Origin of the sequence: Streptomyces sp. PA03-1a, from assembly GCF_033792805.1 — a bacterium.
Taxonomy (GTDB): Bacteria; Actinomycetota; Actinomycetes; order Streptomycetales; family Streptomycetaceae; genus Actinacidiphila.
In genome coordinates this window covers 1-24,622 of sequence record NZ_JARAVO010000136.1, presented here as the reverse complement: position 1 = coordinate 24,622, position 24,622 = coordinate 1, and the positions used below count along the sequence as shown (strand labels likewise).

Below are 24,622 nucleotides of genomic sequence, written 5' to 3'. Positions count from 1 at the left end.
CGCAGCGCCCGCCTCGACGCCGAGGTGCGCGTCGGCGGCGAGTCCGGCACCGGCGAGACCGTCCTGCTCCGCCTCCACGGCGAACTCGCCGACCACGCCGAGAGCGTCGTGCTGCCGCTGCTGCTGCCCGACGCCCCCGTCGTCGTCTGGTGGCCCGAGGACGCCCCGGCGAACCCCGCCGAGGACCTGCTGGGCCAGCTCGCGGCCCGCCGGATCACCGACGCGGCGGCCACCGAGGACCCGGTCGCCGCACTGGGACTGCGCGCCGAGACGTACACCCCCGGCGACACCGACCTCGCCTGGACCCGGATCACCCCGTGGCGCAGCGTGCTGGCCGCGGCCCTGGACCAGAAGGAGGCAGCGGTCAAGGGCGCCGTCGTCGAGGGCGAGGCGTACAACCCGAGCACGGAGCTGCTCGGGCTGTGGCTCGCCCGGCGGCTCGGTGTGCCCGTCAGGCGGAAGGTCTCCGACGGCCCCGGCATCACCGCCGTACGGCTGGCGACCGCGGACGGCGAGATCTGCCTGGACCGGCCGACCGGCGCCCTGGCCGAGCTCGCCATCCCCGGCCAGCCGGACCGGCACGTGGCGTTGCAGCGGCGGGCGACCTCGGACCTGATCGCCGAGGAGCTGCGCCGGCTCGATCCCGACGAGGCGTACGCGGCCGCGGTCAAGTTCGGCGTGGACCGGCTGGGGCGCGCCGAGGACGCCGCCGAGCCGGCCGCCGCGGGGGCAGGGCCGGCCCAGAACGGCGGTTCGGACAAGGCGGCCGTCACGTGACCGCCCCCCAGGTGGTGGTCCACCGGGACAAGGAACTGATGGCGCAGGCCGCGGCGGCCCGGCTGATCACGAAGATCGTGGACGCCCAGGCCGCCCGCGGCTCCGCCTCGGTGGTGCTCACCGGCGGACGCAACGGCAACGCCCTGCTCGCCGCCCTGGCCGCCTCGCCGGCCAGGGACGCGGTGGACTGGGCGCGGCTGGACCTGTGGTGGGGCGACGAGCGGTTCCTGCCCTCGGGCGATCCGGAGCGCAACGAGACCCAGGCCCGTGAGGCGCTGCTCGACGCGGTTCCGGTCGACCCGGCGCGGGTCCATCCCATGCCGCCCTCGGACGGGCCGCTCGGCAACGACGCGGACGCCGCTGCCGAGGCCTACGCCCAGGAACTGGCGGCGGCTGCCGGTCCCGAGGACCACGGGCCGGTGCCCTCCTTCGACGTGCTGATGCTCGGCGTGGGGCCGGACACGCACGTGGCCTCGCTGTTCCCCGGGCACCCCGGGGTCCGCGAGACCGAGCGCACGGTCGTGGGCGTGCACGGCTCCCCCAAGCCGCCGCCGACCCGGATCTCGCTCACCCTGCCCGCCATCCGTGCCGCCCGCGAGGTGTGGCTGCTGGCGGCGGGCGAGGACAAGGCGGGCGCCGTGGCCATCGCCCTGTCCGGGCCCGGTGAGATCCAGGCCCCGGCGGCGGGTGCCCATGGGCGGGCCCGCACGCTGTGGCTGCTGGACCGTACGGCCGCCGCGAAGCTGCCCCCGCAGCTGTACCCGCCGTCCTCCCCGTGAGGCGGTGACCGGCGCGGGACGCGACACAGGACGCCGGGCGGGCTCCGAGGAGCCCGCCCGGCGTCCTTCTACCGCGTCTGCGGCGTCTCAGCGGCCGCGCAGCGACCGGTAGGTGGCCACGAGGGCCTTGGAGGACGCGTCAAGACCGGGCACCTCGGCTCCCTCGGTCAGGGCGGGCTCCACACGCTTGGCGAGGACCTTGCCCAGCTCGACGCCCCACTGGTCGAAGGAGTCGATGTTCCAGACCGCGCCCTGTACGAAGACCTTGTGCTCGTAGAGCGCCACCAGCTGCCCCAGCACCGACGGGGTCAGTTCCTTGGCGAGGACGGTCGTCGTCGGGTGGTTGCCGCGGAAGGTGCGGTGCGGGACCTGCGCCTCCGGGACGCCCTCGGCACGGACCTCCTCGCTGGTCTTGCCGAAGGCCAGCGCCTGCGTCTGGGCGAAGAAGTTGGCCATCAGCAGGTCGTGCTGGGCGGCGAAGGCCGGCTCCAGCTCTTCGACCGGGTTGGCGAAGCCGATGAAGTCCGCGGGGATGAACTTCGTGCCCTGGTGCAGCAGCTGGTAGTAGGCGTGCTGCCCGTTGGTGCCGGGCGTGCCCCACACGACCGGCCCGGTCTGCCAGTCGACGGGCCGTCCCTCGCGGTCCACGTACTTGCCGTTGGACTCCATGTCGAGCTGCTGCAGGTAGGCCGTGAACTTCGACAGGTAGTGGCTGTACGGCAGGACGGCGTGCGCCTGCGCGTCGAAGAACTGCCCGTACCAGACGCCCAGCAGACCCATCAGCAGCGGCGCGTTGGCCTCCGGAGGGGCGGTGCGGAAGTGCTCGTCGACGAGGTGGAAGCCGGCCAGCATCTCCCGGAACTGCTCCTCGCCGATGGCGATCATCAGCGAGAGCCCGATGGCGGACGGGTACGAGTAACGCCCGCCGACCCAGTCCCAGAACTCGAACATGTTGTCGGTGTCGATGCCGAACTTGGAGACCTCCGCCGCGTTCGTGGACACCGCCACGAAGTGGAAGCGCACCGCGTCCTGGTCACCGCCGAGCCCGTCGAGCAGCCACTCGCGCGCCGAGGTGGCGTTGGTGATGGTCTCGATGGTGGTGAACGTCTTGGACGCGACGATGAACAGCGTCTCGGCGGGGTCCAGTCCGTGCAGCGCCTCGTGGAGGTCGGCGCCGTCCACGTTGGAGACGAACCGGAAGGTGAGCCCGCGGTCGGTGAACGCGCGCAGCACCTCGTAGGCCATCGCCGGTCCCAGGTCGGAGCCGCCGATCCCGATGTTCACCACGTTCTTGATGCGGCGTCCGGTCGAGCCGACCCACTTGCCCGTGCGGACGGAGTTGGCGAAGCTCCCCATCCGGGTGAGCACGTGGTGGACCCCGGGCACCACGTTGACGCCGTCGACCGTGATCTCGGCCGACTGCGGGGCGCGCAGCGCCGTGTGCAGCACGGCGCGGTCCTCGGTGACGTTGATCTTCTCGCCGCTGAACATGGCGTCCCGCAGTGCGGCGACACCGGTGGCCGCCGCGAGGTCGCGCAGCAGACGCAGCGTCTCGTCGGTCACCAGGTGCTTGGAGTAGTCCAGATGGAGATCGCCGACCTGCACGGTGTAGCGCCGGGCGCGGTCCGGGTCGGCGGCGAACAGCTCCCGCAGGTGGGTCGCGCCCAGCTCCTCGTGGTGCTCGGCGAGCGCGTGCCACTCGGGCCGCTGGTCGAGACGGGTTCGGCCCTGCGTGTTGGTATCGGACATCAGTCCACTTCTCCTCGTCCTCCTGCTGCAGGTCCAAACTAGTTGATTACCTGCACGCCGTTGTTTCACCTCCGCCGTCTGGCGTGGTGACGATCGGACGAAGAACAGGCAACGCGCAGCCCAGCACGGCGGCCGCGAGCAGCAGCGGGGTGTTCGGCCCGAGGATCTGCGCCGCGGCGCCGCCCAGCAGGGCGCCGAGCGGAGCCCCCGCCACTCCCAGGGTGCGCATGGCCGCGCTCACCCTGCCCAGCAACTTCGCGGGCGTGCGCTGCTGCATCAGGGTGGTCTCGTTGACGTTCCACACCATGCCGAGGGCACCGAAGACGGCCAGGGCGGCCGCGGTCACCGGCAGGGAGCGCACGGTGCCGGCCACGACCAGGCAGCCGGCCTGGAGTGCCAGGCCCGGCGCGAGGCTCCTGACGCGGCCGCCCAGCAGCGCGGAGAGCCGCCCCGCGGCCGCTCCCCCGGCCACGCTGCCCGCCCCGTAGGCGACCAGCACGAGGGCGTATCCCGTGCGCCCGGCGTGGAGCCAGCCGGTGACCTGGAGGACGAGGGTCGCCACCAGGGCGCCGATGCCCACGTTGACCACGGTGTTGGCCGTGCACAGCGCCCGGAGCACGCGGTCCCGCCACAGCACCCGTATGCCCTCGGCGATGTCCTGCCGCATGGTGCGGCCCGCGGCCCGCGCCGCCCGTTCGGGTGCGGGCAGCCGCAGCGAGGCCACCAGCCCGGCCGCGACCGCGTAGGTGAGGGCGTCCACCCCGAACGGCAGCGCGGCCGTGAGGCCGAACAGCACCGGAACCAGCGGCGCGGCGAGGAAGGTCGCGGCTATGGTCTGACCGGTCATCAGGCGGGCGTTGGCGCGGCCCAGGGACCGGGAGGGGACGACCGCCGGCAGCAGTGAGGTCGCCGCGTTGTCGAAGAGGGTCTGCAGTGTGGTCAGCGCGAACGCCAGCATGAGCAGCAACGCGATGCCCGCCCGGTCCAGCCACACCGCGAACGCGAAGACGGCCGTGAGCGCGCCCCGCACGGCGTCCACGGCCCACATGGCGCGCCGTTGGTCCACCCGGTCGGCCACCGCCCCGCCGAGCAGCCCGAAGACGAGCCAGGGCACGAAGCCGGCGGCGGTGACGAGCGAGACCAGCAGCGGCGAGTCGGTCAGGCCCACGGCGAGCAGCGGCAGCGCCGCCGCCCGCAGCCCGTCACCGAACCGCGAGACCGCCGCGGCCGTCCACAGCCGCCCGAACCCGCCCCGCCACTGCGGCGTGCGCTCCCGGCCCTGCACGATGCCGACGCTCATGGATCCCCCCGCTCACCGGTCCTCGACCTTCGTCACAGACCGTAGCGGGGGCCACTGACAACGCAGCGTCCGCGCAGGTCAGAACCCTCCGCGGTGCAGTCTCTCCCCGTAGTGGCGCTCCAGGACGAGGTTGCGCTCGAAGCCGCCGGGGACGTTGGCCGAGACGTACACCGGTGCCTGGTGGCCCTCGGCGGTCATCAGGCCGACGGCCTCGGCGACGGTCATCTGGACGAGCATGGCCGAGGTGATCGTGGAGATCCCGCACAGCGAGCCGCCGTCGGGCAGCGGGAGCAGGGCGTCGCCGGTCGGCGCGCCGTTGTCCAGGACGACGTCGGCGACGTCGGCCAGGCGCTTGCCACCGGCGTGCAGCGCCGGGACGGAACGGGTGTGCCGCAGCGAGGTGAGGGCGATCAGCGGGTGGCCGGCGTCCTTCACGTGCAGGGCGAAGTCGACGATCGAGTTGTTGACGCCGGAGTTGGAGATGACGACGAAGACGTCCCGCGGATGCGGGGCGGCCAGTTCGTACAGACGCTTGCCGAGCCCCGGCGACCGCTCCAGCAACGGGTCGGAGAGCACCGAGAGGTCCTCGCCGCCCCGGAGCACCAGGTCCGACAGCCCGATGCGGTTGGTGGGGATGAGCCCACCGGCACGTCCGGCGATCTCCAGCGCCGTGGCCTGCGAGTGGCCGGTCCCGAAGGCCTGGACGATGCCGTCCGCGGCGACGCAGTCGGCGATCAGCCGGGCGGCGGCGGCCACGGAGTCCTTGTTGCCGGCGACCACGCGGTCGATGACCGTCCTCGCCTCGTCGGCGAAGCGTGCGGCGGTGGTCGTCACGTCGTCGGCCATGGCCGATTCCCCCTGAGTCCAGTGATCCGGCGGATGCTCCTCCGAAACGATGGACGAGAGGTCTAGTCCACGTCAATCCCCCGGTGGACGCCTCCTGTCGGCGCCGCCCGAACCGTCCGGTTCGCTCCCGCTCAGTCCCCGTTCACCCGCAGCCGGGCCAACGCCAGCGCGCCCGCGCCGCCGTCGCGCACCGGCTGGACGTCCAGGTCCATCTCCTCGGCACGGGCCACCACCCGGCCGAGCAACGGCCCCGTCGGGCCCAGCAGCCCGCCGGTGACGACCAGGGGTTCGCCCGGGCGCGGGTCCAGCGCGGCTACGGTGGCGGCGAGTTCGTCCGCGGCGTCGTCCAGCAGGGAACCGGCGACCTCGTCGCCGTCCCGGTCGGCGGTGACGGCGAGCGGGCTCAACCGGGCCAGCCTGACCGGGGGTTCGGCGTACACCAGCGGCACCAGACGGTTGCGCAGCACGTGGCACTCGTGGCCGCCGGGACGCTCCTGCGCGAGGTACGGGCCTCCGGGGGAACCCATGTAGTGGGAGAGCACGCCCTCGACGAGGATCGTCCACGGCCCGCGCCCGTCCAGCGCGCGCAGGGCGGCCCGCATGACCTCACGGCCCAGCCAGAACCCGCTGCCCTCGTCGCCGATCAACCAGCCGTTGCCGTCCGCGACGAGGGTCTGCTGGCGCTTCTCGATCCGCGCGGCGACGGCTCCCGTCCCGGCGACCAGGGCCAGACCGTCCGCCGGCGTGCCCGGCGCGGAGGCGAAGGCGACCTCGATGTCGCCGCAGACCGTCACCTCGGGCGTGCCGACGCCGTGGCTGTCGAGCGCCGCCCGCAGACAGGAGGTCGCCAGTTCGTGCCCCGTCTCGGGGCCGGTGCCGACCGCCGCACCGGCGAAGCCGCCCACGACGGACGTGACCTCGCCTCTGCGGTCCTCCGGGACCGCGCCGCGGATGGCGTCCGCGAGGTGCTGCGTCAGCGCCACACGTTCGACGGTCATCGCGTTGCCGGGCCCGCCCTCGCCCTCGCCGAGCACCACGCCTTCGCGCGCCGCCTCGGCCAGGTAGGCGCGCGTCCGGGTTCCGCCCGCATCGATGCCGATCACCAGAGACACGACACGGAGTATACGTTTTGGTTACGCACAGTCGAAGGGACGCGACGGGCCCGGCCGCGAAAGAAGGGTCTTCCTCGCGGGCCGGGCCCATGGAGTTTCAGCCGGTACGGCTCAGATCTCGCCGCGCAGCTTGGCGAGCGCCTCGGCGAGGATCGCCTCGCCGTCGGCCGCGCTGCGCCGCTCCCGCACGTACGCCAGGTGCGTCTTGTACGGTTCGGTGCGCGGCGGCGCCGGGGGGTTCTCCTCGTCCTGTCCGGCCGGGAAGCCGCAGCGAGGGCAGTCCCAGGTCTCCGGGATCTGCGCGTCGCTCGCGAAACTCGGCCGGGTCTCGTGCCCGTTGGAGCACCAGAAGGAGATGCGCAGGCGCGGCGCGGACTCGCCCCGCTCGGCCTCTCCCATCGGCCCCGCCCCGACCCGACTGCCACGGATCGCGTTGCCACTTGCCACGGTCGTAACTCCCTGCGTGATGGTGCTGCGAGGTCGCCCAGTTTACGGAGACCGGTCCACCCCCCGCGCCTGCGGGGAAAGGGCACCGTATCCCATGACGCGCTCCCATGATAAGTCGCGCCGACGACGAAGCGTCACTTCTCCCCGGAAGCCGGGGACTCGGTCACTTCTGGAACTTCAGCAGAAGCCCGAGGGCGACAATGCACGCAAACCACAGCAGACCGATGACAACCGTGATCCGGTCGAGGTTGCGCTCGGCCACCGAGGAACCGCCGACGGACGACTGCATGCCGCCGCCGAACATGTCGGACAGACCGCCGCCCTTGCCCTTGTGCATCAGCACGAGCAGCAACAGCAGCAGGCTGAAGATGATGAGGGCGATGGAGAACCCGATGACCACAGCTGGACCAACTCTCTCGGTGACCTAGGACGACGCGGGGGCCGGGCCGCTGCCTGCTATGCAGCGCTCCGACCCCCGACAGAGTACTTCGGGCAGGGCCCGACAGCCTACTGCCGCGAAACTTACTGGTCGCGGAAGCGGATGATCCTGACGAACTCCTCCGGGTCCAGCGCCGCGCCGCCGACCAGGGCGCCGTCCACGTCCGGCTGCGCCATGATCGCCGCGATGTTGCCGGCCTTGACCGAGCCGCCGTACTGGATGCGGATCGCGTCGGCCACCTCCTGGCCGTACAGCTCGGCCAGACGGCCGCGGATCGCCCCGCAGACTTCCTGGGCGTCCTCGGGGGTGGCGACCTCGCCGGTGCCGATGGCCCACACCGGCTCGTAGGCGACGACCAGGGTCGCGGCCTGCTCGGCCGGGACGTCCTTCAGGGCGCCGTCGACCTGGGCGAGGGTGTACGCCACCTGCTCACCGGCCTTGCGGACGTCCAGGCCCTCGCCGACGCAGACGATCGGCGTCAGCTCGTGCCGGAACGCCGCCTTGACCTTGGCGTTCACCTGCTCGTCGGTCTCGTGGTGGTACTGGCGGCGCTCCGAGTGGCCGATGACCACGTACGAGCACTTCAGCTTGGCCAGCATCGAGCCGGAGATCTCACCGGTGTAGGCACCGGAGTCGTGCGGCGACAGGTCCTGGGCGCCGTACTTGATCTTCAGCTTGTCGGCCTCGATCAGGGTCTGCACCCCCCGGAGGTCGGTGAAGGGCGGCAGTACGACGGCCTCGACGGCGTCGAAGTCCTTGTCGTTGAGCGCGAAGGCGAGCTTCTGGACGTGGTGGATGGCCTCGAGGTGGTTGAGGTTCATCTTCCAGTTGCCCGCCATGATCGGCGTGCGCGAGGTCATCGGGTCAGTCCTCCAGTGCGGCGAGGCCGGGGAGCGTCTTGCCCTCGAGGTACTCGAGGCTCGCGCCACCACCGGTCGAGATGTGGCCGAAAGCGTTCTCGTCGAAGCCCAGGATACGGACGGCCGCGGCCGAGTCGCCGCCGCCGACCACGGTGAACGCGGGGCTGTCGATCAGCGCCTGGGCGATCGCGCGGGTGCCCTCGGCGTAGTCGGGGTGCTCGAAGACGCCCATCGGGCCGTTCCAGAAGACGGTGGCCGCGTCGGCGAGCTTCGAGGCGAAGAGCTTGCGGGACTCCGGACCGATGTCCAGGCCCTGCACGTCGGCGGGGATGGCGTCGACGCCGACGACCAGCGGGTTGGTGTCGACCGGGTTCTTCAGATCCGGGAAGGACGGGGCGGCGACGACATCCACGGGCAGCACGAACTCCACGCCCTTGGCCTTCGCGCGCTCCAGGTACTCGGTGACCGCGGGGATCTGGTCCTCCTGCAGCAGGCTGTTGCCCACCTCGTGGCCCTGGGCCTTGAGGAAGGTGTAGACCATACCGCCGCCGATCAGGATCCGGTCGGCACGCTCCAGCAGGTGGTCGATGACCCCCAGCTTGTCGGAGACCTTGGCGCCGCCGAGCACCACCGCGTACGGACGGGACACGTCCTCGGTGAGCTTCTTCAGCACGGTGACCTCGGTGGCGATCAGCAGGCCCGCGGCGTGCGGCAGCCGGGCCGGGAGGTCGTACACGGAGGCGTGCTTGCGGTGCACCGCGCCGAAGCCGTCACCGACGTACAGCTCGGCCAGCTCGGCCAGCTGCCCGGCGAAGGCGCCGCGCTCGGCGTCGTCCTTGCTGGTCTCACCCGGGTTGAAGCGCAGGTTCTCCAGCAGCGCCACCGAGCCGTCGGTGAGGGCGTCCACCGTCCCGCGGGCGCTCTCGCCGACCGTGTCGGTCGCGAACGCCACCTGCGTGCCCAGGAGTTCACCCAGACGCGCCGCGACGGGGGCGAGCGAGAACTGCGGGTCGGGCGCGCCCTTGGGGCGGCCCAGGTGGGAGGCGACGATCACCTTGGCGCCGGCCTCGGCCAGCTTGGCGATGGTCGGTACGACGGCGCGGATGCGGCCGTCGTCGGTGATGGTCGTGCCGGACAGCGGCACGTTGAGGTCGGCGCGCACGAACACGCGCTTGCCGCCGACCCCCTCGTCGACGAGTTCGTCGATCGTCTTCATGGTGGAGGCTCCCCTGCCTTGGTCCTGACTGGTCGGATCGCTCCGACCGCCACGTCATGGGACAGGGCCCGGACGACGGCACGTCGTCCGGACCCTGTCCTCATCGCATGGCGGGCGGTCGAGCGGGTGTCAGAGCTGGCCGCCGACGAAGACGGTCAGGTCGACGAGGCGGTTGGAGTAACCCCACTCGTTGTCGTACCAGCCGATGACCTTGACCTGCTTGCCCTGCGCCATCGTCAGCGAGGAGTCGAAGGTGCAGGAGGCCGGCCAGTTGACGATGTCCGACGAGACGATCGGGTCCTCGGTGTACTCCAGGATGCCCTTGAGCTGGCCCTCGGCGGCCTTCTGGAAGGCCGCGTTGACCTCGTCCTTGGTGACCTCGCGCTCGAGCTCGATGACCAGGTCGGTCACGGAGCCGGTCGGGACCGGGACGCGCATGGCGATGCCGTCCAGCTTGCCCTTCAGCTGCGGGAGCACCAGGGCGGTGGCCTTCGCGGCACCCGTCGAGGTCGGGATGATGTTCTCCGCGGCGGCACGGGCGCGACGCAGGTCCTTGTGCGGGAAGTCCAGGATGCGCTGGTCGTTGGTGTACGCGTGCACGGTGGTCATCAGACCCTTGACGATGCCGAAGTTCTCGTCGAGGACCTTGGCCATCGGCGCCACACAGTTGGTGGTGCAGGACGCGTTGGAGATGATGTTGTGCTTCGCCGGGTCGTACTTCTCGTTGTTGACGCCCATCACGATGGTGATGTCCTCGTCGGAGGCGGGCGCCGAGATGATGACCTTCTTGGCGCCGCCGTCGAGGTGCTTCTTGGCGTCGGCGGCCTTGGTGAAGATGCCGGTGGACTCGATCACGATGTCGACGCCGAGCTCGCCCCACGGGATGTCGGCGGGGTTGCGCTCGGACAGCACCTTGATGGTGTGGCCGTCGACGGTGATGGAGTCGGCGGTGTGCGTGACCTCGGCCTTCAGGCGGCCCAGGATCGTGTCGTACTTGAGCAGGTGCGCGGTGGTGGCCGTGTCACCCAGGTCGTTGACAGCCACGATCTCGATGTCCGCACCCTGGTCCAGGGCGGCACGGAAGAAGTTTCGACCGATGCGACCAAAGCCGTTGATGCCTACGCGGATCGTCACGAACCGATCTCCTCGCTGGTGTGCCGGAGGCCATTTCGCTCCGGCTGCGACGTATTGGGATGTCCCCGACCAAGGACGACCCTACCTCCCCGGGCACCCGGCGGTGACATCGGCGCCACGGGTGCCCGCCGTACGGAACGGTAACCGGACGGGGCGGGCGGGCCGCGGCGGGTTCAGCCCACCATCTCCTCGGTCAGGTTGGACTCGGTGCCCGGGATGCCGAGGTCCGAGGCGCGCTTGTCGGCCATCGCCAGCAGGCGCCGGATCCGGCCCGCCACCGCGTCCTTGGTGAGCGGCGGTTCGGCGAGCGAGCCCAGTTCCTCCAGCGAGGCCTGCTTGTGGTCCATGCGCAGCCGGCCGGCCGCCGCGAGGTGCTCGGGCACCTCGTCGCCGAGGATCTCCAGCGCCCGCTGCACCCGCGCACCCGCGGCCACCGCGGCGCGGGCCGAGCGGCGCAGGTTCGCGTCGTCGAAGTTGGCGAGCCGGTTGGCGGTGGCGCGCACCTCGCGCCGCATCCGCCGCTCCTCCCACGCCAGCACCGACTCGTGCGCGCCGAGCCGCGTCAACAGCGCGCCGATGGCGTCACCGTCACGGACGACCACGCGGTCGACGTTCCGCACCTCGCGCGCCTTGGCGGCGATCTGCAGCCGGCGGGCGGCGCCGACCAGGGCAAGGGCCGCCTCGGGGCCGGGGCAGGTGACCTCCAGGGACGAGGAACGGCCCGGCTCGGTCAGCGAGCCGTGGGCCAGGAACGCCCCGCGCCAGGCGGCCTCGGCGTCACAGGTGGCCCCGGAGACGACCTGCGGGGGCAGGCCCCGGATGGGACGGCCGCGGCCGTCCACGAGCCCGGTCTGGCGGGCCAGCTGGTCACCGCCGGCGACCACCCGCACCACGTACCGGCTGCCGCGGCGCAGCCCGCCGGGCGCCATGACCACCAGGTCGGAGGAGTGCCCGAAGATCTCCAGGACGTCCTTGCGCAGTCTGCGGGCGGCGATCCCGGTGTCCAGCTCCGCCTCGATCACGATGCGTCCGCTGACCAGGTGCAGTCCGCCCGCGAACCTCAGGATCGCCGAGACCTCCGCCTTGCGGCAGCAGGTCCGGGTGACGGGAAGCCGGGAGATCTCGTCCTTCACCGCTGCCGTCATCGCCATGGGCCGATCCTTCCATGCATACGAAAAATCCGGTCGAACGCGGCCGCCAGCAGTTCCGGATCGTGCCGCGGCCCGTCGGGGGCGGCGACCCGGGCCAGCTCCACCGTGCCCGACAACCGCTCGGCTGCCTGTATGAGGCTGTCGCGGTCGAGCACGGCGGCCTCGTCGGCCAGCACCACGTCGATGGTGAGTTTAGGGGCGTGTCGGGCCAAAACCTCCAAGTGACGCTGCGGAGAAAAGCCCTCGGTCTCACCAGGTTGCGGCGCGAGGTTGAGCGCGAGCACCTTGCGGGCCCGGGTCTCCATGAGCGCGGACACCAGATCGGGCACCAGCAGGTGGGGCATCACGGAGGAGAACCAGGATCCGGGGCCGAGCACCACCCAGTCCGCGTCGAGCACGGACTGCACCGCCTCGGGGACGGCCGGCGGGTCGTGCGGCACCAACTGCACCTCCTGCACCTCACCGGGGGTGAGGGCGACGGTGGCCTGGCCGTGCACGGTCGTGACCTCGTCCGGCTCCGCCGGGTCGTGACCGCGCACCGTGGCCGTGAGCTCCAGCGGCACCGCGGACATGGGCAGCACCCTGCCGTGGGCGCCGAGGAGCCGGCCCACCCACTCCAGGGCCGCCACGGGGTCACCGAGCTGCTCCCACAGCGCCACGATCAGCAGGTTGCCCACGGCGTGGCCGTGCAGCTCGCCCTGGCTGACGAAGCGGTGCTGGACGACCTGGGACCAGGTGCGGCCCCACTCGTCGTCGCCGCACAGCGCGGCCAGCGCCTTGCGCAGGTCGCCGGGCGGCAGCACCCCCATCTCCTGGCGCAGGCGGCCGCTGGAGCCGCCGTCGTCGGCGACCGTGACCACCGCGGTCAGGTCCTGGGTGATGCGCCGCAGAGCCGACAGGGAGGCGGACAGTCCGTGCCCGCCTCCCAATGCCACGACCTTGGGCGTGGCCCCGCTGCGCCCTGCCGACCGGCGCAAGCGCCGCGTCGTCCTGATCACTCGCGCCCCATGTCCCGGTGGACGACCACCGTCTCCACTCCGTCGGCGGACAGTCGCGCGGCCAGGCGCTCGGACATGGCGACGCTGCGGTGCTTGCCACCGGTGCAGCCGACCGCGATGGTCACGTAGCGCTTGCCCTCGCGGCGGTAGCCGGCGTTGACGATGTGCAGCAACTCGGCGTAGCGGTCGAGGAACTCCTTGGCGCCGGGCTGGTTGAACACGTAGGTGGCGACCTCGTCGTTGAGACCGGTGTACGGCCGCAGCTCGGGCACCCAGTGCGGGTTGGGCAGGAAGCGGCAGTCCGCGACCAGGTCGGCGTCGACGGGGAGGCCGTACTTGAAGCCGAAGGACATGACGGTGGCCCGCAGCTCCGGCTCCTCCTCGCCGGCGAACTGGGCGTCCATCTTGGCGCGCAGCTCGTGGACGTTGAGGCTGGAGGTGTCGATCACCAGGTCGGCGTCGCCGCGCAGCTCGCTCAGCAGCTCCCGCTCCTTGGCGATGCCGTCGACGATGCGCCCGTCGCCCTGCAGCGGGTGCGGGCGGCGCACCGACTCGAAACGGCGCACCAGCGTCTCGTCGGAGGCCTCGAGGAAGAGCACCCGGCGCTTGACGCCCTTGGAGTCCAGGTCCGCGAGGGACTCGCGGAGGTTGTCGAAGAAGCGCCGGCCGCGGACGTCCACGACCACGGCGATCCGTGCCACGTTGCCCTGGGAGCGGGCGCCGAGGTCGACCATGGTGGGGATGAGGGCCGGCGGCAGGTTGTCCACGACGAACCAGCCGAGGTCCTCCAGGCACTTGGCCGCGTGACTGCGCCCGGCACCCGACATGCCCGAGATGATCACGAGTTCGGGGATGGCCTCGGCCGCCTCTCCCGCTCCTCCGGTCGTCACCTGTGCTCCGCCTCCGTCGTTCGCGTTCATGAGCTGTGCCCCCGTTCCGTGGGGACGGTCACGGGACCGGCCGTCCCCTCTTCCTCGATGATCTCTCCTGTGGCGGTGTTGACCGCCGGTCCGGCCGGGGCGGCCCCGGCCAGCGCGGCGAGCACGGCCTCGGCGGTGCGCAGGCCGACCCCGGGGACCTCGCAGATCTGCTCGACCGTGGCCGCCCGCAGCCGCTTGAGCGAGCCGAAGTGCTTCAGCAGCGCTTGGCGGCGGCTCTCGCCGAGGCCCGGCACCGCGTCCAGGGCACCGGCCTTCATCGACTTGGAACGCTTGTTGCGCTGGTAGGCGATGGCGAAGCGGTGGGCCTCGTCGCGGACGCGCTGCAGCAGGTACAGGCCCTCGCTGGTGCGCGGGAGGATCACCGGGTCGTCCTCGCCGGGCAGCCAGACCTCCTCCAGGCGCTTGGCGAGGCCGCACACGGCCACGTCCTCCACGCCGAGCTCCTCCAGGGCCCGCTGGGCGGCGGCGACCTGGGGCTGCCCGCCGTCGACGACGACCAGCTGCGGCGGGTAGGCGAACTTGCGCGGCCTGCCCGTGTCCGGGTCGATGGGACCGCCGGCGACCTCGCCGGGGCCCTCCTCGCCACCGTCGCCGTCCCCGTCGACCCACTCGCCGGTCTTCTGCTTCTCCAGCAGGTAGCGGCGGAAGCGCCGGGAGACCACCTCGTGCATCGACCGGACGTCGTCCTGGCCGGCGAAGCTCTTGATCTGGAAGCGGCGGTACTCGCTCTTGCGGGCCAGTCCGTCCTCGAAGACCACCATCGAGGCGACGACGTCGTCGCCCTGGAGGTGGGAGATGTCGAAGCACTCGATGCGCAGCGGCGCCGAGTCCAGGTCCAGGGCCTGCGCGATCTCCTCCAGCGCGCGGGAGCGCGTGGTGAGGTCGGAGGCGCGCCTGGTCTTGTGCAGCACCAGCGCCTGCTGGGCGTTGCGCTGCACGGTGGCCATCAGGTCCTTCTTGTCGCCGCGCTGCGGTATCCGCAGGCTGACCTGGGAGCCGCGGCGCTCGGTGAGCCACTGCTGGACCGGCTCGTACGGGTCGGGCAGCGCGGGCACCAGCACCTCCTTGGGCACCCCCTCGCCCCGCTCCTCGCCGTACAGCTGCTGCAGGGCGTGCTCGACCAGCCCGGCGGTGCCGACCTCCTCGACCCGGTCGGTGACCCAGCCGCGTTGACCGCGCACCCGGCCGCCGCGGACGTGGAAGATCTGGACGGCGGCCTCCAGCTCGTCCTCGGCGACGGCGATCAGGTCGGCGTCGGTGGCGTCGGCGAGGACGACCGCGTTCTTCTCCAGGGCGCGCTTGAGCGCCTCGATGTCGTCCCGGAGCCGGGCCGCCTTCTCGTACTCCATCGCGGCCGCCGCGTCCCTCATCTGCTGCTCCAGGCGGCGCAGGTAGGTGCCGGTGCGGCCGGCCATGAAGTCGCAGAACTCCTCGGCCAGTTCGCGGTGCTCCTCGGCGCTGACCCGGCCGACGCAGGGGGCCGAGCACTTGCCGATGTAACCCAGCAGGCAGGGGCGGCCGATCTGCGCGGAACGCTTGAACACCCCGGAGGAGCAGGTGCGCACGGGGAAGACCCGCAGCAGCAGGTCCACGGTCTCGCGGATCGCCCAGGCGTGCGCGTAGGGGCCGAAGTAGCGCACGCCCTTGCGCTTGGGGCCGCGCATCACCTGGACACGGGGGAACTCCTCGTTCAGGGTGACGGCGAGCGAGGGATAGCTCTTGTCGTCCCGGTACTTCACGTTGAAGCGCGGGTCGAACTCCTTGATCCAGGAGTACTCCAGCTGCAGCGCCTCGACCTCGGTGGTCACCACCGTCCATTCCACGGAGGCGGCGGTGGTGACCATCGTGCGGGTGCGCTGGTGCAGGTTCGCGACGTCCTGGAAGTACGAGGAGAGCCGCTGGCGCAGGCTCTTCGCCTTCCCGACGTAGATCACCCGGCCGTGCTGGTCCCGGAACTTGTACACCCCGGGAGAGTCCGGAATCTGTCCCGGCTTGGGGCGGTAGCTGGAGGGATCGGCCATGCCCCCACCCTACTGATTGACGGTGACATTCCCGCCGTCTCAGGCCCCGGTCACGGCGACGAGCTTGCCCTCCTTGACCTGGACGTCGACCTTGGTCAGCGGCTTGGTCGCCGGGCCGTTGCGGACGGCGCCGGTGGCGGCGTCGAAGACGCTGCCGTGGCAGGGGCAGGACAGGGCGGTGCCCTCGACCTTGTCGCAGGTGCAGCCCTGGTGGGTGCACACGGCGCTGAACGCCTGGTAGCTGCCCTGCGTGGGCTGCGCGACGACTATCTTGGCCTCGCGGTAGAGCTTGGCGCCGCCGACCGGGACCTCGGTGGCCGCGCCCAGCTCGACGGGGCCGTCGGAGACCGTGCTGCCGGAGCCGCCGCAGGCGGTGAGGCCGACCCCGGCGACGCCCACGAGGGCCGCGCCCTTCAGGACGGTACGGCGGCAGGGGGGCAGGTCGGTGATGTCGGCCATGAGGGGCTCCGTTTCGGCACGTAAGGAAAAGAGCTTGAAAGCTGCACCTTACGTGCCGAAACTCTGAGCCGGCTGTCAGGCCTTCGCCGCCGCCCGCTTCCGCGGGGCAGCCCGCTTCTTGGCCGGGACCGGCGGGGCGTCGGAGATCCGCTCGGCGCCCAGGAGGTCCCTGAGGAACTTGCCGGTGTGGCTCGCCCCCACCCCCGCCACCTGCTCGGGAGTGCCCTCGGCGATCACCAGACCGCCGCCGCTGCCGCCCTCGGGGCCCATGTCGATCACCCAGTCGGCCGTCTTGATCACATCGAGGTTGTGCTCGATGACGACCACGGTGTTGCCCTTCTCGACCAGCCCGGAGAGCACCTTGATCAGCTTGCTGATGTCCTCGAAGTGCAGACCCGTGGTCGGCTCGTCCAACACGTAGACCGTGCGGCCGGTGGAGCGCTTCTGCAGCTCGGAGGCGAGCTTCACGCGCTGCGCCTCACCACCGGAAAGGGTCGTCGCGGACTGGCCCAGCCGGACGTAGCCCAGCCCGACCTCGGTGAGGGTGCGCAGGTGACGCGCGATCGTCGGGACGGCCTCGAAGAAGTCCAGCGCCTCGGAGATCGGCATGTCCAGGACCTCGGCGATGGACTTGCCCTTGTAGTGGACCTCCAGGGTCTCCCGGTTGTACCGGGCACCGTGGCAGACCTCGCACGGCACGTAGACGTCCGGGAGGAAGTTCATCTCGATCTTGATGGTGCCGTCGCCGGAGCAGTTCTCGCAGCGGCCGCCCTTGACGTTGAAGGAGAAGCGGCCCGGCAGGTAGCCGCGCACCTTCGCCTCCATCGTCTCCGCGAAGAGCCTGCGGACGTGGTCGAAGACGCCGGTGTACGTGGCCGGGTTGGACCGCGGGGTGCGGCCGATCGGCGACTGGTCGACATGGACCACCTTGTCGACCAGGTCGTCCCCGTCGACCCGGGTGTGCCGGCCCGGGACGCCCCGGGCGCCGTTCAGCTCACGGGCCAGGTGGGTGTAGAGGATGTCGTTGACCAGGGTGGACTTCCCGGAGCCGGAGACCCCGGTGACGGCCGTGAAGACACCCAGCGGGAAGGACACGTCGATGTCCCGCAGGTTGTTCTCCCGGGCGCCGTGCACGGTCAGCCGGCGCTCCCCGTCGACCGGGCGGCGCATGTCCGGGATCGGGATCTGGCGCTTGCCCGCCAGGTACTGACCGGTCAGCGACTCCTTGTTGCGCAGCAGGTCCTTGAGCGAACCGCTGTGCACCACCTTGCCGCCGTGCTCACCCGCACCCGGGCCGATGTCCACCACCCAGTCGGAGGTCTTGATGGTGTCCTCGTCGTGCTCCACCACGATCAGGGTGTTGCCGAGGTCGCGCAGCCGCACCAGGGTCTCGATGAGCCGGTGGTTGTCGCGCTGGTGGAGGCCGATGGACGGCTCGTCCAGCACGTAGAGCACGCCCACCAGGCCCGAGCCGATCTGCGTGGCCAGCCGGATGCGCTGGGCCTCGCCGCCGGAGAGGGTGCCGGCCGCGCGGTTGAGCGAGAGGTAGTCCAGGCCGACGTCGACCAGGAAGCGCAGCCGCTCGTTGACCTCCTTGAGCACCCGCTCGGCGATGGTCTTCTCGCGCGCGCTCAGCTTCATGCCGCGCAGGAACTCCGCGCAGTCGCTGATGGACATCGCGGCGACCTCGGCGATGGACCTCCCCTGGACGGTGACCGCCAGCACGATCGGCTTGAGGCGGGTCCCCTCACAGGTCGGGCAGGGCACCTCGCGCATGTACCCCTCGAAGCGCTCGCGGCTGGAGTCGCTCTCGGACTCCGCGTGCCGGCGCCGGACGAAGGGGATCGCGCCCTCGAAGGAGGTGGTGTAGGAACGCTCGCGCCCGTAACGGTTGCGGTAGCGCACCGCGATCTGCGTCTTGTGGCCGTTGAGCAGGGCCTTCTTCGCCCGCTGCGGCAGCCCCGCCCAGGGGATGTCGGTGCGGAAGCCCAGCTCGTCGGCGAGCGCGCCGACCAGGCGCTGGAAGTAGTCCCGGGTGTGGCCGAGCGACCAGGGGGCGATGGCGCCCTCGTCGAGGGACTTGTCCTCGTCGGGGACGATGAGCTCCGGGTCGACCTCCATGCGGGTGCCGATGCCGGTGCACTCGGGGCAGGCGCCGAAGGGCGAGTTGAAGGAGAAGGAGCGCGGCTCCAGCTCCTCGAAGGACAGGTCGTCGTACGGGCAGTACAGGTGCTCGGAGAACATCCGCTCGCGCTGCGGGTCGTCCTCGGGGAGGTCGACGAAGTCCAGGATCACCATGCCGCCGGAGAGGCCCAGGGCGGTCTCGACCGAGTCGGTCAGCCGGCGCTTGGCGCTCTCCTTGACGGTGAGGCGGTCGATGACCACCTCGATGGTGTGCTTCTCCTGCTTCTTCAGCTTCGGCGGGTCGGTCAGCTGGACGGTCGCGCCGTCCACCCGGGCCCGGCTGTAGCCCTTGGTCTGCAGGTCGGCGAAGAGGTCGGCGAACTCGCCCTTGCGCTCGCGCACCAGCGGCGAGAGCACCTGGAAGCGGGACCCCTCCTCCAGCTCCAGCACCCGGTCCACGATCGCCTGGGGCGACTGCCGGGAGATGGGCCTGCCGCACTCGGGGCAGTGCGGCTTGCCGATGCGGGCGAAGAGCAGACGGAGGTAGTCGTAGACCTCGGTGATCGTGCCGACCGTCGAGCGCGGGTTGCGCGAGGTGGACTTCTGGTCGATCGAGACCGCGGGCGACAGGCCCTCGATGAAGTCGACGTCCGGCTTGTCCATCTGGCCCAGGAACTGCCGTGCGTAGGAGGAGAGCGACTCCACGTAACGACGCTGGCCCTCGGCGAAGATCGTGTCGAACGCCAGGGAGGACTTACCCGACCCGGAGAGGCCGGTGAACACGATGAGCGAGTCCCGTGGCAGGTCGAGCGAGACGTTCTTCAGATTGTGCTCGCGAGCGCCACGGACGGTGAGACGATCGGCCACGCCAGTGCGCACCTTTCAAAAGACAGACAAGGGGACAGCACCCCCAGACAGCCTAAACGGGGCGCCGACGAGTTTTCTTCCGGTTACGTTGACAGCGAGCCTATAGCACGCACATTCGATTTCCGGCATCGGTGCGGCAGCTTCACCCGAATGAGTGTCCCGCGCTAGCGTCTCCGTGGAGACGTCGATCGGTCCGACCAGGAGGCTCCGTGTCTGTCCAACGACCCGACCCCGACCACGATGCGGCCGAACTCCGAGAGGCCACCGAACGACTGATCGAGACCGTGGCCGCCATGCCCCCGGCGTGCGTCGCCGAGCCGTCGCGGCTGCCGGGCTGGACCCGCGGCCACGTGCTGGCCCACCTGGCGCGCAACGCCGACTCCCTGGTGAACCTGATGATCTGGGCGCGCACCGGCGAGGAGACCCCGCAGTACGAGAGCACCGACGGCCGCAACAAGGACATCGAGGAGGGTGCCGGCCGCACGCTCGCGGAGCACCTCGACGACCTGCGCGTCTCCGCGGACAGGCTGGCCCTGGCCATCGAGGAGCTCCCGCCCCAGAACTGGGCCGCGCAGGTCGTCATGCGCTCCGGCCGGGTGGTCGCCGCGGCCGAGATCCCGTACCTCCGGCTCATGGAGATCTACTTCCACCACGTCGACCTCGGCCTGGAGTACACCTGCGCGCACCTCCCCGGGGACTTCGCGGCACGGGAGCTCGGCGCCATCATCGACGACCTGTCCGGCCACGAGGGCGTCGCCGCCGTCCGCATCCACGACACCGACAGCGGCGAGAAGTGGGTGATCGGCGCCGCGAACGAGCCCGAACTCACCGTCGGCGGGCCGCGGCACGCCCTGCTCGCCTGGGTCAGCGGCCGCTCCGACGGCGAGGGCCTGACCGCCCTGCCCGACGTACCCCTGCCGGTGCTGCCGCCACTAGGCTGACGCCATGACGTACAGCGGCGAGGTCACGGTCGGGGGCGCGCCCGACGTGCACGAACTCAAGGACCTCATCATCACCAAGGTCGCGGTCGGCCCCATGGACAACAACGCGTACGTGCTGCGCTGCCGCGCCACCGACGAGCAGCTGCTCGTCGACGCGGCGAACGACGCGCACACGCTCGTGGAGGTCGCCGGCAACGACGGTCTCGCGTCCGTCGTCACCACGCACCGGCACGCAGACCACTGGCAGGCGCTGCAGGCCGTGGTCGACGCGACCGGTGCCCGTACCTACGCGGGCCGCCACGACGCCGAGGGGATCCCCGTCCCCACCGACGTGCCGGTCGAGGACGGCGACCGGATCCGGGTCGGCCGGGTCGAGCTCACCGCCCGGCACCTGGTGGGCCACACGCCCGGCAGCATCGTCCTGATCTACGACGACCCCCACGGGCACCCGCACATCTTCACGGGGGACTGCCTCTTCCCCGGCGGCGTGGGCAACACGCACAACAACCCGGACCACTTCACGAGCCTGTTCGAGGGGGTCAAGGCCAAGCTCTTCGACCGGCTCCCGGACGAGACCTGGGTCTACCCCGGCCACGGCAAGGACACCACGCTCGGCGACGAGCGCCCCCACCTCGACGAATGGCGCGAGCGGGGCTGGTAGCGGCTCCGTGGCGGCGCCCCCTGCGGCGCCGCCACCCCCGCGCACGTGCGTCGTTGGACCCACGTGCGCACCTCCCCCTCCCCCTCCATGGCCCGGATCGCCGCCGCGTCGGCGGCCGGGACCGCGATCGAGTTCTACGACTTCTTCGCCTACGGCACCGCGGCCGCCCTCGTCCTCGGACCGCTGTTCTTCCCCGACGCCTCGGCTCTCGCGGGCACCCTCGCCGCCTTCGGCACCTTCGCGGTGGGCTTCGTCGCCCGCCCGCTCGGCTCGGTCCTCTTCGGCCACATCGGCGACCGCGTCGGACGGCGCCCCGTGCTGATCGGCTCCCTGCTGCTGACCGGGCTGGCGACCACCGCCGTCGGCTGCGTCCCCGCTCACGCCTCGATCGGCACGGCCGCGCCCGTGCTGCTGGTGGCCCTGCGTTTCCTGCAGGGTCTGGGGCTGGGCGGCGAGTGGGGCGGGGCGGTGCTGCTCGTCGCGGAGCACGCGCCGGGGCGGCGCCGCGGACTGTGGACGAGCCTGCCGCAGACCGGTCCCGCGGTGGGCTTCCTGCTGGCGAACGGGATCGTGCTCGCCCTGTCCGCGGGGCTGAGCGACGCGGCCTTCCGCTCCTGGGGCTGGCGGGTGCCGTTCTGGGTGGCGGGCGTGCTGGCGCTGGCCGGGCTGGCGCTGCGGGCGGCGCTGCCGGAGACCCCCGCGTTCGCGGCGGCCGCGGGGCGCGGGGACCTGGCCCGGGTGCCCGTCTCTGAGCTGCTGCGCGAGCACGGGCGCCTGGTGCTGCTCACGGCGGGCGCCATGGCGTGCGGCTACGCCGTCTTCTACACGGTGACCACCTGGTCGCTGGCGTACGCCACGGAGCACCTCGGCATGGACCGCACGGTCGTGCTGGGCTGCGTCCTGGTGGCCGTCCTGGTCAAGGGGGCCCTGACCCCGCTGGCGGGACTGCTCGGCGACCGCTTCGGACGCCGGCGGATGGCACTGGCCGGTACGGCGGCGATGGGCGTGGTGATCTTCCCTTACGCCGGACTGCTCGCGAGCGGCTCGCCGGTGGCGATCACCGTGGGGTCCGCCGCGGAGCTGCTCGCCTTCATCACGGTCTTCGCCGTCGTGGGCGCGTACCTCCCGGAGCTGTACGCACCCCGGGTGCGCTGCACGGGCGCCGCCCTGGGCTACAACCTCGGCGGTGTCCTGGGCGGCGCGCTGACCCCGGTCGTGGCGACCCGGCTGGCGGCGGGCTCCGGCACGCCCTGGCCGGTGGCGGCGTACGTCGCGGGGGTCGCGCTGCTCAGCCTCGGCTGCTTCGCGGCGCTGCCGGAGACCCGGGGCGAGGCCGCCGCGGACGCGACGGCGGGGTGCGCGGCGGTCCGCGCACCCCGTCCGGGCTGAGGAGCCGTGGGTCAGGCGTCGATGTGCTCCTCGTCGCGCTTGTCCGCGGCCGCCTGCTTCTTCGACGCCATGAGGCTGGTGACCGTGGTGACGGCGAGGACCACGACGATGAAGCCGAGGGAGAACGGGATGCTGATCTCGGGGACGTGGACCCCCGCCTCGTGCAGGGCGTGGAGCACGAGCTTCACGCCGATGAAGCCGAGGATGATCGACAGCCCGTAGGAGAGGTGGACCAGCTTCTTCAGCAGACCGCCGATGAGGAAGTACAGCTGCCGCAGGCCCATCAGCGCGAAGGCGTTGGCGGTGAAGACGATGTACGGGTCCTGGGTCAGGCCGAAGATCGCCGGGATGGAGTCCAGCGCGAACAGGACGTCGGTGGTGCCGATCGCGAGCATGACCACCAGCATCGGGGTCATGATCCGCTTGCCGTTCTGCTGAATGAAGAGCTTGGTGCCGTGGTAGCGGTCGGCGACGCCGAAGCGGCGCTCGGCGGCCTTGAGCAGCCGGTTCTCCTCGAACTCCTCGTCGTGCTCCTCGGCGCGGGCCTCCTGGACCAGCTTCCACGCGGTCCAGATGAGGAAGGCGCCGAAGATGAAGAAGACCCAGGAGAAGCTGGCGATGATGGCGGCGCCGGCGGCGATGAAGGCCGCTCGCAGGACGAGCGCGATGAGCACGCCGAAGAGCAGCACGCGCTGCTGGTACTGGGACGGCACCGCGAACTTCGCCATGATCAGGACGAAGACGAAGAGGTTGTCGACGCTGAGCGACTTCTCGGTGATGTAGCCGGCGAAGAACTCGCCCGCGGGCTGGCCGCCGGCGAAGAACAGCAGGCCGAGCCCGAACAGGGCGGCCAGGACGATCCAGACGACGGTCCAGGTCCCGGCTTCCTTGACGGACACCTCATGGGGCTTGCGCCCGATGAAGAAGTCGGCGGCGATCAGGGCGCACAGACCGGCGATGGTCAGCACCCACAGGGTCAGGGATACATCCACGCGATGCCTCCGGCAGATGGGCTGGCAATTGTCAGCGTTGTCGCTGCCGGAGGTCTCTTCCACCCGGGCCGTCAGGCCGGGGCCGGTGTCCCGGGGCCGTTCCGGCCCGTGATGACGGGATGCACCGCAATCAGGGAGTACTCCCCTCCGCGTAAAGAAGAGTACATGAAATCCCAAGGAAAGGTAAAGAGAGTAAAGTGATGGTCAATCAGGAGGGTGTACCGGGGTCCCGTGGGACCGGTCGGCCGGTCAGTGGCGGCCCGGGTCGTAGGTCCGGCGCGCGGCGGCCACCTGGCGCAGCACCTGCGACAGGACCGCGCTGCCGGCCGGGGCCAGCAGCGGTTCGTACGTCCAGGCGTGGCCCACCCAGGGGTCCGCGAGGTGGTCGTCGGGCTGCGGGGTCAGCCGCAGCATGGAGCGCCACAGCGGGTCGAGGAGCGGACCGTACTCGCGGGCGTCCTCGCGGTCGGCGACCAGGACCAGGTGGACGCCGACCTGCGGGCCTTCGTCGGCGAGGTAGCGCAGCTGGTTGACCGTGCGGTCGTCGAAGCCGTACGGGAAGTCGTTGACGACCAGCACCTGGCGGGCCGGGTCGACGCCCGGGGGGACCTCGAAGGGGACGTCGGCGCGCAGGGCCATCTGCACCAGGTCGACCCGCTCGGTGAGCCGGGCGAGCAGGGCCGCCACCCCGGCGGCGCCGGTGGCGGGCGGCTCGCGCAGCGCGCCGGAGTCCGTGAACGGCGCCAGCGCCGTCCCGGCGGAGCCCGCCGGGTCGATGACGTGGACGGCGCACTCGCCCGCCGGATGGGAGGCCAGCAGGCGGGCGGCGAGCGCCACGGCCACGTCCACGGCACGGCGGCGGTCCTGGGCGCTGTCCACCCACAGACCGCGCTCCAGCGGCAGCCGTACCAGCAGGGGGACGCGCAGCTCCGGGCGCTCGGGCAGGTGGAGGTCGCCGAGCCGGACCGCCATCGGCGGCTCGGCGGGGGCGCGGTAGCCGTGCCAGACCGGGCTCTCCCAGCCCGCGTAGGGCGGCGGCAGGGCGGGCTCGACCACCTCGGCCTCGGCGGTGAGCTGGGCCAGGTCGCGGTCGAGCACGGTACGCGCCCGGTCCACCAGTTCGGCCTGGCGGGCCCTGGCCTGGTCGCGGGCGGCCTCGGCGGCGGGGCCGACCCGGGTGCGCGGGTCGGCGAGGAGCGTGTCCAGCTCCTGGTCGAGCCGGGACTCGGCGAAGTCGACGGCGCTGCGGTACGCCGCGATGGTGCGGGCCAGGTCCTCGAACATGCCCCAGACCTGGTTGTAGAGCCGTTCCTCCATGCTCCAGCCCGCGGCGTCACCCGCGACGGGCGCGGAGGCCGGGGGCACCGCGTGCGGCACGGAGTCCGCGCCCGTCGCGGGTGACGCCGCGGGCTGGAGCAT

21 protein-coding genes and 1 pseudogene are annotated in these 24,622 nt (G+C 71.7%); 5 read left to right on the top strand and 17 right to left on the bottom strand.

All coding sequences use genetic code 11. The annotated features are described in order from the left end of the window. Both PV341_RS27490 and pgl read left to right on the top strand, forming a co-directional pair. On the top strand, positions 1-777 hold a 777-nt coding region (locus tag PV341_RS27490), incomplete at its 5' end, for a glucose-6-phosphate dehydrogenase assembly protein OpcA (protein ID WP_500359238.1). Then, positions 774-1,556, top strand: coding sequence for a 6-phosphogluconolactonase (gene pgl, locus PV341_RS27485; RefSeq protein ID WP_500327236.1), 783 nt, complete (start codon positions 774-776; stop codon positions 1,554-1,556). The genes PV341_RS27490 and pgl, both read left to right, overlap by 4 nt. 87 nt (positions 1,557-1,643) lie before the next feature. Here the strand turns inward: pgl and pgi are convergent, their stop codons facing one another. The 15 genes from pgi to uvrA form a co-directional block, all read right to left on the bottom strand. Further along, complete coding sequence (gene pgi / locus PV341_RS27480; protein WP_500327234.1) at positions 1,644-3,305, bottom strand: glucose-6-phosphate isomerase; 1,662 nt, start codon at positions 3,303-3,305, stop codon at positions 1,644-1,646. 46 nt (positions 3,306-3,351) lie between these two features. After that, positions 3,352-4,605: an MFS transporter gene (locus tag PV341_RS27475; protein ID WP_500327232.1), complete on the bottom strand. Its 1,254-nt coding sequence runs from the start codon at positions 4,603-4,605 to the stop codon at positions 3,352-3,354. A gap of 78 nt (positions 4,606-4,683) precedes the next feature. Beyond that, positions 4,684-5,451, bottom strand: coding sequence for a sugar isomerase domain-containing protein (locus tag PV341_RS27470; RefSeq protein WP_500327231.1), 768 nt, complete (start codon positions 5,449-5,451; stop codon positions 4,684-4,686). Between the two features lie 131 nt (positions 5,452-5,582). Then, on the bottom strand, positions 5,583-6,563 hold the full coding sequence (locus PV341_RS27465) for an N-acetylglucosamine kinase (protein WP_500327229.1): 981 nt from the start codon (positions 6,561-6,563) through the stop codon (positions 5,583-5,585). A gap of 111 nt (positions 6,564-6,674) precedes the next feature. Continuing rightward, on the bottom strand, positions 6,675-7,010 hold the full coding sequence (locus PV341_RS27460; protein ID WP_361803309.1) for an RNA polymerase-binding protein RbpA: 336 nt from the start codon (positions 7,008-7,010) through the stop codon (positions 6,675-6,677). Positions 7,011-7,173: 163 nt separating this feature from the next. Then, entirely contained in the window at positions 7,174-7,410 is a 237-nt protein-coding gene (secG, locus tag PV341_RS27455; protein ID WP_018557252.1) for a preprotein translocase subunit SecG, read from the bottom strand. Between the two features lie 122 nt (positions 7,411-7,532). Beyond that, positions 7,533-8,309, bottom strand: coding sequence for a triose-phosphate isomerase (tpiA, locus tag PV341_RS27450; protein WP_500327227.1), 777 nt, complete (start codon positions 8,307-8,309; stop codon positions 7,533-7,535). Positions 8,310-8,313: 4 nt separating this feature from the next. Next, a complete protein-coding gene (locus tag PV341_RS27445) occupies positions 8,314-9,525 on the bottom strand; it encodes a phosphoglycerate kinase (RefSeq protein ID WP_500327225.1) in 1,212 nt (403 codons plus the stop codon). 129 nt (positions 9,526-9,654) lie between these two features. Further along, a complete protein-coding gene (gap, locus tag PV341_RS27440; protein WP_499511239.1) occupies positions 9,655-10,659 on the bottom strand; it encodes a type I glyceraldehyde-3-phosphate dehydrogenase in 1,005 nt (334 codons plus the stop codon). Between the two features lie 173 nt (positions 10,660-10,832). Further along, the gene (whiA, locus tag PV341_RS27435) at positions 10,833-11,810 is read right to left on the bottom strand and encodes a DNA-binding protein WhiA (protein ID WP_499511240.1); all 978 of its coding nucleotides are present in this window, start codon (positions 11,808-11,810) and stop codon (positions 10,833-10,835) included. After that, positions 11,801-12,787 carry a gluconeogenesis factor YvcK family protein gene (locus PV341_RS27430; RefSeq protein ID WP_500327222.1) on the bottom strand — a complete coding sequence of 329 codons (987 nt, stop codon included), beginning with the start codon at positions 12,785-12,787 and terminating at the stop codon, positions 11,801-11,803. Before PV341_RS27430 ends, whiA begins: the two co-directional genes overlap by 10 nt. A gap of 17 nt (positions 12,788-12,804) precedes the next feature. After that, on the bottom strand, positions 12,805-13,728 hold the full coding sequence (rapZ, locus tag PV341_RS27425) for an RNase adapter RapZ (RefSeq protein WP_018557246.1): 924 nt from the start codon (positions 13,726-13,728) through the stop codon (positions 12,805-12,807). Then, the gene (gene uvrC / locus PV341_RS27420; RefSeq protein ID WP_499511242.1) at positions 13,725-15,770 is read right to left on the bottom strand and encodes an excinuclease ABC subunit UvrC; all 2,046 of its coding nucleotides are present in this window, start codon (positions 15,768-15,770) and stop codon (positions 13,725-13,727) included. Before uvrC ends, rapZ begins: the two co-directional genes overlap by 4 nt. Before the next feature lie 39 nt (positions 15,771-15,809). Further along, on the bottom strand, positions 15,810-16,229 hold the full coding sequence (locus PV341_RS27415; RefSeq protein ID WP_499511243.1) for a Rieske (2Fe-2S) protein: 420 nt from the start codon (positions 16,227-16,229) through the stop codon (positions 15,810-15,812). Positions 16,230-16,304: 75 nt separating this feature from the next. Next, on the bottom strand, positions 16,305-19,220 hold the full coding sequence (gene uvrA / locus PV341_RS27410) for an excinuclease ABC subunit UvrA (RefSeq protein WP_500327221.1): 2,916 nt from the start codon (positions 19,218-19,220) through the stop codon (positions 16,305-16,307). 209 nt (positions 19,221-19,429) lie between these two features. Between uvrA and PV341_RS27405 the strand changes: the two genes are divergently transcribed. From PV341_RS27405 to PV341_RS27395, 3 genes are all read left to right on the top strand, one after another. Beyond that, a complete protein-coding gene (locus tag PV341_RS27405) occupies positions 19,430-20,161 on the top strand; it encodes a maleylpyruvate isomerase family mycothiol-dependent enzyme (RefSeq protein ID WP_500327219.1) in 732 nt (243 codons plus the stop codon). Positions 20,162-20,165: 4 nt separating this feature from the next. Further along, positions 20,166-20,822: an MBL fold metallo-hydrolase gene (locus PV341_RS27400; RefSeq protein WP_500327218.1), complete on the top strand. Its 657-nt coding sequence runs from the start codon at positions 20,166-20,168 to the stop codon at positions 20,820-20,822. A gap of 87 nt (positions 20,823-20,909) precedes the next feature. Further along, positions 20,910-22,211: an MFS transporter gene (locus PV341_RS27395; protein ID WP_500327415.1), complete on the top strand. Its 1,302-nt coding sequence runs from the start codon at positions 20,910-20,912 to the stop codon at positions 22,209-22,211. Positions 22,212-22,222: 11 nt separating this feature from the next. Here PV341_RS27395 and PV341_RS27390 read toward each other — a convergent pair whose 3' ends face one another. Next, the gene (locus PV341_RS27390; RefSeq protein ID WP_500327216.1) at positions 22,223-23,203 is read right to left on the bottom strand and encodes a TerC/Alx family metal homeostasis membrane protein; all 981 of its coding nucleotides are present in this window, start codon (positions 23,201-23,203) and stop codon (positions 22,223-22,225) included. A 249-nt stretch (positions 23,204-23,452) separates the two neighbouring features. Then, a pseudogene (locus PV341_RS27385) lies at positions 23,453-24,622 on the bottom strand (TerD family protein); the annotation flags it as partial.

Coding starts and splice junctions, on each gene's coding strand:
- pgi (WP_500327234.1), bottom strand. CDS start 3,305: ATGTCCGATACCAACACGCAGGGCCGAACCCGTCTCGACCAGCGGCCC.
- PV341_RS27475 (WP_500327232.1), bottom strand. CDS start 4,605: ATGAGCGTCGGCATCGTGCAGGGCCGGGAGCGCACGCCGCAGTGGCGG.
- PV341_RS27470 (WP_500327231.1), bottom strand. CDS start 5,451: ATGGCCGACGACGTGACGACCACCGCCGCACGCTTCGCCGACGAGGCG.
- tpiA (WP_500327227.1), bottom strand. CDS start 8,309: ATGACCTCGCGCACGCCGATCATGGCGGGCAACTGGAAGATGAACCTC.
- PV341_RS27445 (WP_500327225.1), bottom strand. CDS start 9,525: ATGAAGACGATCGACGAACTCGTCGACGAGGGGGTCGGCGGCAAGCGC.
- whiA (WP_499511240.1), bottom strand. CDS start 11,810: ATGGCGATGACGGCAGCGGTGAAGGACGAGATCTCCCGGCTTCCCGTC.
- rapZ (WP_018557246.1), bottom strand. CDS start 13,728: ATGAACGCGAACGACGGAGGCGGAGCACAGGTGACGACCGGAGGAGCG.
- uvrC (WP_499511242.1), bottom strand. CDS start 15,770: ATGGCCGATCCCTCCAGCTACCGCCCCAAGCCGGGACAGATTCCGGAC.
- PV341_RS27415 (WP_499511243.1), bottom strand. CDS start 16,229: ATGGCCGACATCACCGACCTGCCCCCCTGCCGCCGTACCGTCCTGAAG.
- PV341_RS27400 (WP_500327218.1), top strand. CDS start 20,166: ATGACGTACAGCGGCGAGGTCACGGTCGGGGGCGCGCCCGACGTGCAC.
- PV341_RS27395 (WP_500327415.1), top strand. CDS start 20,910: ATGGCCCGGATCGCCGCCGCGTCGGCGGCCGGGACCGCGATCGAGTTC.